The organism is Streptomyces sp. cf386, from assembly GCF_900103585.1.
In the GTDB taxonomy this organism is placed as follows: Bacteria; Actinomycetota; Actinomycetes; order Streptomycetales; family Streptomycetaceae; genus Streptomyces.
Map to the genome: position 1 here is coordinate 94752 of NZ_FNHV01000028.1, position 6157 is coordinate 100908.

Annotated in this window: 5 protein-coding genes and 2 rRNA genes; 1 reads left to right on the forward strand and 6 read right to left on the reverse strand. The window is 70.2% G+C overall.

What is annotated here, in order from left to right:
• Positions 1–86 precede the first annotated feature (86 nt).
• Positions 87–1130, reverse strand: a complete 1044-nt coding sequence (locus tag BLU79_RS42600) for a FecCD family ABC transporter permease (RefSeq protein ID WP_093911419.1) — start codon at positions 1128–1130, stop codon at positions 87–89.
• Between the two features lie 123 nt (positions 1131–1253).
• Positions 1254–2282 carry an HAD hydrolase-like protein gene (locus BLU79_RS42605; RefSeq protein WP_093911420.1) on the reverse strand — a complete coding sequence of 343 codons (1029 nt, stop codon included), beginning with the start codon at positions 2280–2282 and terminating at the stop codon, positions 1254–1256.
• Between the two features lie 72 nt (positions 2283–2354).
• Between BLU79_RS42605 and BLU79_RS42610 the strand changes: the two genes are divergently transcribed.
• A complete protein-coding gene (locus BLU79_RS42610; RefSeq protein WP_093911421.1) occupies positions 2355–3647 on the forward strand; it encodes a DUF1015 domain-containing protein in 1293 nt (430 codons plus the stop codon).
• 55 nt (positions 3648–3702) lie between these two features.
• On the opposite strand, the gene BLU79_RS48690 is transcribed toward BLU79_RS42610, so the two are convergent.
• The 4 genes from BLU79_RS48690 to BLU79_RS42625 form a co-directional block, all read right to left on the reverse strand.
• Positions 3703–4461, reverse strand: a complete 759-nt coding sequence (locus BLU79_RS48690; protein WP_218137834.1) for a hypothetical protein — start codon at positions 4459–4461, stop codon at positions 3703–3705.
• Positions 4353–5516 carry a hypothetical protein gene (locus tag BLU79_RS48695; protein ID WP_256333683.1) on the reverse strand — a complete coding sequence of 388 codons (1164 nt, stop codon included), beginning with the start codon at positions 5514–5516 and terminating at the stop codon, positions 4353–4355. The genes BLU79_RS48690 and BLU79_RS48695 overlap by 109 nt, the downstream gene beginning before the upstream one ends.
• A 156-nt stretch (positions 5517–5672) precedes the next feature.
• Positions 5673–5789 (reverse strand): 5S ribosomal RNA (gene rrf, locus BLU79_RS42620).
• 103 nt (positions 5790–5892) lie between these two features.
• Positions 5893–6157: ribosomal RNA gene (locus tag BLU79_RS42625) — 23S ribosomal RNA — on the reverse strand; the annotation flags it as partial.

Consider the following 6157-nt stretch of genomic DNA (forward strand, 5'->3'; position numbering starts at 1 on the left):
CTTCCCGGCACCCTTCTCCGCGTTCCTCGCCTCGCTCTTCGACGCGCTCTTGGAGGCGTCCTTCGCATCGCTCTTCACTGCGGTCCTCACAGCTGCGCCGTCCTCCGCCGTCGTACGAGAAAGATGAAGACCGGTCCGCCGAGGATCGCGGTGACGATGCCGACCTGGAGCTCGGCGGGCCGGGCGACGATCCGGCCGAGGACGTCGGCGCCGAGCAGCAGCACGGGCGACAGGACGGCCGCGTACGGCAGGATCCAGCGCATGTCGGGGCCGGTGAAGGACCGCACGACATGCGGCACCATCAGGCCGACGAACACGATCGGGCCGCAGGCCGCGGTCGCGGCACCGCACAGCACGGTCGCGGCGAGCATCGACAGCACCCGGGTGCGGTTCAGATGGGCGCCGAGGGCCTTGGCGGTGTCGTCGCCCATCTCCATGGCGTTCAGCGGCCGGGCGAGGGCGAGTGCGAGGACGCTGCCCGCGAGCAGGAACGGCAGCACCTGGGTGATGGTCGCGTCGGTCGCCGAGGTCAGCGAACCGACCGTCCAGAAGCGCATCTTGTTGAGCGCCGCGTCGTCCGTGATCATCACGGCCTGGAGATAGCCGTAGAGCGCGGCACTGATCGCCGTACCCGCCAGGGCGAGCCGCACCGGCGTGGCGCCCCGGCTGCCGCCGAGGAACCAGACCATCGCCCCGACCGCGGCCGCGCCGAGGAAGGCGAACCAGACATAGCCGCTCAGACTTGTGACGCCGAAGAAGGTGATGGCGGTGACGACGGCGGCGGACGCGCCCGCGTTGATGCCGAGCAGCCCCGGATCGGCGAGCGGGTTGCGGGTCAGCGCCTGGAGCACGGCCCCGGCGAGCCCCAGGGCGGCGCCGGCGAGCAGTCCGAGGACGGTGCGCGAGATCCGGTCGTCGACCACGACGTCGCCGTAGGTCCCGGAGGCCTCGAACAAGCCGTGCCAGACCTCCCCGATGGACAGCTGTTTCGCCCCGATCGCGATGCTCGCCAACGCGACGACCACCAGAATCAGGACAGAGACGAGCAGCCCAACGGCTCGTATCGCCCGTCGGGTTGGGGGCGCGGACTCGGACTCCGCGCGCTGTTCGGGAGGACTGTCGACCAACACCCAGTTAGGTTAGCCTACCCTCCCATTTAGCCACGATCCCGCTGCGCGCCCATGCCCGACCGCCCTTCCGCAGCCGCACAACCACGACGAAGCCGTACGACCACTCTGGAACCGTAGGACGGCTCACAACCCCAGCCGCACCAGCGCCTTCTCCGAGTCCAGCGCGCAAGACCCCTCCCCGGCCACGGTCCAGGCAGCCGCGCAGAGCGCCCGCAGCCCGTCCAAGCCCGAACCGTCACCGTCGAGTTCCAGCCGCTCCGCCCCGGCGGTCGCCATCCAGCCACCACACCGGAAGCCGCTCCCGTCCGCCACGACCTCCGGCTGCCCGGTCAGCAACCCCCGCAGATCGGCGTCGACATACGTCGGCCGGTGCTGCGGCGGCGCGGCCAGCAACTGGGCGCCGTCGGTCACCCCGGTCAGCACGAGCAGCGAGTCCACTTCCCCGTTGAACGCGCCCTCGATGTCCGTGTCCAGCCGGTCCCCGACCACCAGCGCCCGCTCGGCGCCGGTCCGCAGGATCGTCTCCCGGTGCATGGGAGGCAGCGGCTTGCCCGCCACCTGAGGCTCGGCCCCGGTGGCTATCCGCACGACCTCCACCGCCGCGCCGTTGCCCGGTCCGATCCCCCGCGCACCCGGGATCGTCAGGTCGGTGTTGGACGCGAACCACGGCACCCCGCGCGCGACGGCGTAACAGGCCTCCGCGAACCGCCCCCACGGCAGCTCCGGCCCGCCGTACCCCTGTACGACCGCCACCGGATCGTCGTCCGCCGACTCCACCGGCTCCAGCCCGCGCTCCCGCAGCGCCACCCGCAGCCCCTCCCCGCCGATCACCAGCACCCTGGCCCCCGCCGGCACCTGCTCACTGATCAGCCGCGCGACCGCCTGCGCCGAAGTGATGACGTCGTCCGCCCCGGTCGGTATCCCCAGGGCCGTCAAATGCGCGGCCACGACATCCGGAGTCCGCAGGGCGTTGTTGGTGACGTACGCCAGATGCATCCCGCCCGCACGAGCCTCGGCGAGCGACTCGACGGCGTGCACGATCGCGTTGCCCCCCGCGTACACCACACCGTCGAGGTCGAGCAGCGCCGTGTCGTACGCCTCGCTCAGGGCCTGGCCACTGCCCTCGGGCCTCGTCCTGACGCTCTGGCTCATTCCGCATCGCTCCTCGTTCGACGGCTTTCCCCCGATCATCCCCCATGCCACTGACACCCGTACGATGCCTGGATGAACACAGCAGGTCACCCGGAAGCAACGGTGCGCCGAGGCCTCGAACTCACCCCGTTCCGAGGGCTTCGCTACGACCCCGACCGGGTCGGCAGCCTGGCGGCCGTTACTTCGCCGCCGTACGACGTCGTGGTCCGCCCCGACGGCCTGCTCCATCTCGAGTCGGCCGACCCGTACAACATCGTCCGCCTGATCCTCCCCCAGGCCGACACTCCCGGCGCCCGCAACGAACAGGCGGCGAAAACCCTGCGCCGCTGGCTGTCCGAAGGCGTGCTGACCGCCGACCCCGAGCCCGGCCTCTACGTCTACGAACAGCACGACGGCGACGGCATGCTGCAGCGCGGCATCATCGGCGCCCTGCGCGTCTCGGAGCCGTCGGAGGGCCTGGTCCTGCCGCACGAGGACGTCATGCCGCACGTGGTCGCCGACCGAGCGGCCCTGATGCGTGCCACGTCCGCGAACCTCGAACCCCTGCTCCTGACCTACCGCGGCAACGGCACGGCGGCCGACACGACCGCCGTCATCGAGCGAACGGCCGAACGTCCCCCGCTCTTCGCGACCACCACGGAGGACGGCTTCAGCCACCGCCTGTGGTCGATCACCGACCCCACCGAGCTGGCCCGCGTCCAGTCCGACCTGACCCGCCACCAGGCCCTGATCGCCGACGGCCACCACCGCTGGGAGACGTATCGCCGTCTACGCGCGGAGCACCCCTCACCCAGCGCCTGGGACTACGGCCTCGTCCTCCTGGTCGACACCGCCCGCTACCCCCTCCGCGTCCGCGCCATCCACCGCCTCCTGCACAACCTGCCCGTGCCGGACGCCCTCGCCGCCCTCGACGGTCTGTTCCGGGTACGCCGCCTCGAAGTCCCGCTGCCCGAGGCCCTGGCGGCGCTGGCCGACGCGGCCTGCGCGAGCAACGCCTACCTCCTCGCCGGAGACGGCACCTTCCACCTCGTCGACCAACCGGACCCGGCCCTCCTGGCCCGTACGGTCCCCACCGACCGCCCCACCGCCTGGCGCACCCTGGACGCGACGGTCCTGCACGCCGCCCTCCTCGCCCACGTCTGGCACATCCCCGAGGACGACCCCACCCGTATCGCCTACATCCACGACACCGCCGCCACCGTCGACAAGGCGGAACGCGACGGCGGTACGGCCGTCCTGATGCACCCGGTCCGCGAGGACGTCGTACGCGACCTCGCCCGCCAGGGCGTCACGATGCCTCGCAAGTCGACGTCGTTCGGCCCGAAGCCGGCCTCTGGCCTGGTCCTGCGCGCCCTGAACCTCTGAACGCAGAAGGGGCGGAACCCCGGCCCGGGATCCCGCCCCTCACATCAGACGTCGCTCACTCCTTGTGGCCCTCGTCGGACCCGCCCTGATCCTGCTGCTCGTCGCTGTCGTCGCCCTCGTTCTCATCCTCGTTCTCGTCGAGGGCGTCCACGAAGTCGACCCCGTCCAGCTCGGCAAGCCGGTCGGAGGCGTCCGTGCTGCCGTCCTTGTCGGCCTCGACAGCCTTGGCGAACCACTCCCGCGCCTCACCCTCCCGCCCAGCGGCGAACAGCGCGTCGGCGTACGCGTACCTCAGCCGCGCGGTCCACGGCTGTACGGCGTTGGAGGCCAGCTCAGGGCTCTGCAGCGTCACGATGGCCGCGTCCAGCTGCCCCAGGTCACGCCGGGCACCGGCCGCGACGAGCCGCATCTCGACCTGCCCGGCCTTGTCGAGCTTGGACACCTCGGGCGCCCCGGCCATGTCCAGCGCCTTCTCCGGCCGCCCGAGCCCACGCTCGCAGTCGGCCATGAGCGGCCACAGGTCCACCGTCCCGGTCATCCGCCGCGCCGCCCGGAACTCGGCGAGCGCCTCGGAATACTTCTGATTCGCGTACGCCGCGAACCCGGCCGCCTCGCGTACGGCCGCAACACGCGACGCCAGCCGCAGGGCCACCTTGGAGTAGCCGTAAGCGCCCTCGGGGTCCTCGTCGATGAGCCGCGCGACCATCACCAGGTTCTTGGCGACATCCTCCGCGAGCGTCTTCGGCAGGCTCTGAAGCTCCTGCCGTACGTCCTTGTCGATCTCGTCACCCGTGACGTCCTCGGGGATCGGCAGCCGCTTGATCGGCTCGCGGTCCCCACGGTCCCGATCCCGCTCATCACGGAACCGGCCACCGCCGCGTCGGTCGTCACGACCGCCGTCACGCCCACGGAACCCACCCGGCCGACCATCACGGTCGTCCCGACGCGGCCCACGGCCCCCACGGTCATCCCGCCCACGGAACCCACCCCGGTCACCGCGGCTGTCGTCCCGCCGGAACCCACCCCGGTCGTCACGACGATCATCGCGCCGGAAGCCCCCACGGTCGCCACCGCGGTCATCGCCACGACGGTCGTCACGGCGATCATCCCGACGATCGTCACGACGGTCATCACCACGACGATCGTCACGGCGGAAGCCCCGGTCGCGATCGTCGCCACGGAACCCGCGGTCCCGGTCATCGCGACGGAAGCCACCGCGGTCACCATCCCGACGAGTGTCGCTACGACGGTCGCCGCCCCGGTCATCGCGCCGGCCGTACCCGCCACCACGGTTGTCGTCACGCCGGAAGCCACCACGGTCATCACCACGACGGTCATCACGCCGATCATCCCGACGATCGTCACGACGGTCATCGCGGCGGTCATCACCACGACGATCGTCACGGCGGTCATCGCGGCGATCGTCGCGGCGGAAGCCACCGCGCTCGTCGTCGCGGCGGAAGGACGGGCGATCGCCGTCGCGACGGAAGCCACGGTCGCGGTCGTCCCGACGCGGCCCACCGGAACGGTCGTCCCTGCGGAACGGCGGACGAGGCCCACGATCGCCCTCACGCCGGTCATCGCGCCGGCCGTACCCGCCGCCACGGTTGTCGTCACGCCGGAAACCACCACGGTCGCCACCGCGGTCATCGCCACGACGGTCGTCACGGCGATCATCCCGACGGTCGCCGCCGCGGTCGTCACGACGGTCGCCGCCGCGGTCGTCACGACGGTCATCGCGGCGGTCGTCACGACGGAAGCCGCCGCGATCGCCGCCCCGGTCATCGCCACGGCGATCGTCGCGACGCCCGTAACCACCACGGTCGTTGTCGCGGCGGAAGCCGCCACGGTCTCCTCGGTAGCCGCCACGGTCACCACTGTCCCGTCGCCGCTGGTCGCGCTCCGGTCGATCGTCGGGAGAGTTGGTGGACATGGTGACTCCTGTCTTCGGTACCGCAAGCATTGTAAAAACAAAAGGACCCCTGGTCCCAGCTGAACGCTGGGACCAGGGGTCCTCCAAAGATTGTTCGGCGGCGTCCTACTCTCCCACAGGGTCCCCCCTGCAGTACCATCGGCGCTGTAAGGCTTAGCTTCCGGGTTCGGAATGTAACCGGGCGTTTCCCTCACGCTATAACCACCGAAACCCTAATGGTTTCGAGCGAACAAGCACACTCTTCTATTGTTGTTCTACTCAAAGCCGACAACGGTCGTTGTCTCAGAACTAACACAGTGGACGCGAGCAACTGAGGACAAGCCCTCGGCCTATTAGTACCGGTCACCTCCACACATTACTGTGCTTCCAGATCCGGCCTATCAACCCAGTCGTCTACTGGGAGCCTTACCCCATCAAGTGGGTGGGAGTCCTCATCTCGAAGCAGGCTTCCCGCTTAGATGCTTTCAGCGGTTATCCCTCCCGAACGTAGCCAACCAGCCATGCCCTTGGCAGAACAACTGGCACACCAGAGGTTCGTCCGTCCCGGTCCTCTCGTACTAGGGACAGCCCTTCTCAA

What these genes read in the sequence shown, in the direction of transcription:
- BLU79_RS42605 (WP_093911420.1), bottom strand. Translation starts at nt 2,282, where the DNA reads ATGAGCCAGAGCGTCAGGACGAGGCCCGAGGGCAGTGGCCAGGCCCTG.
- BLU79_RS42610 (WP_093911421.1), top strand. Translation starts at nt 2,355, where the DNA reads ATGAACACAGCAGGTCACCCGGAAGCAACGGTGCGCCGAGGCCTCGAA.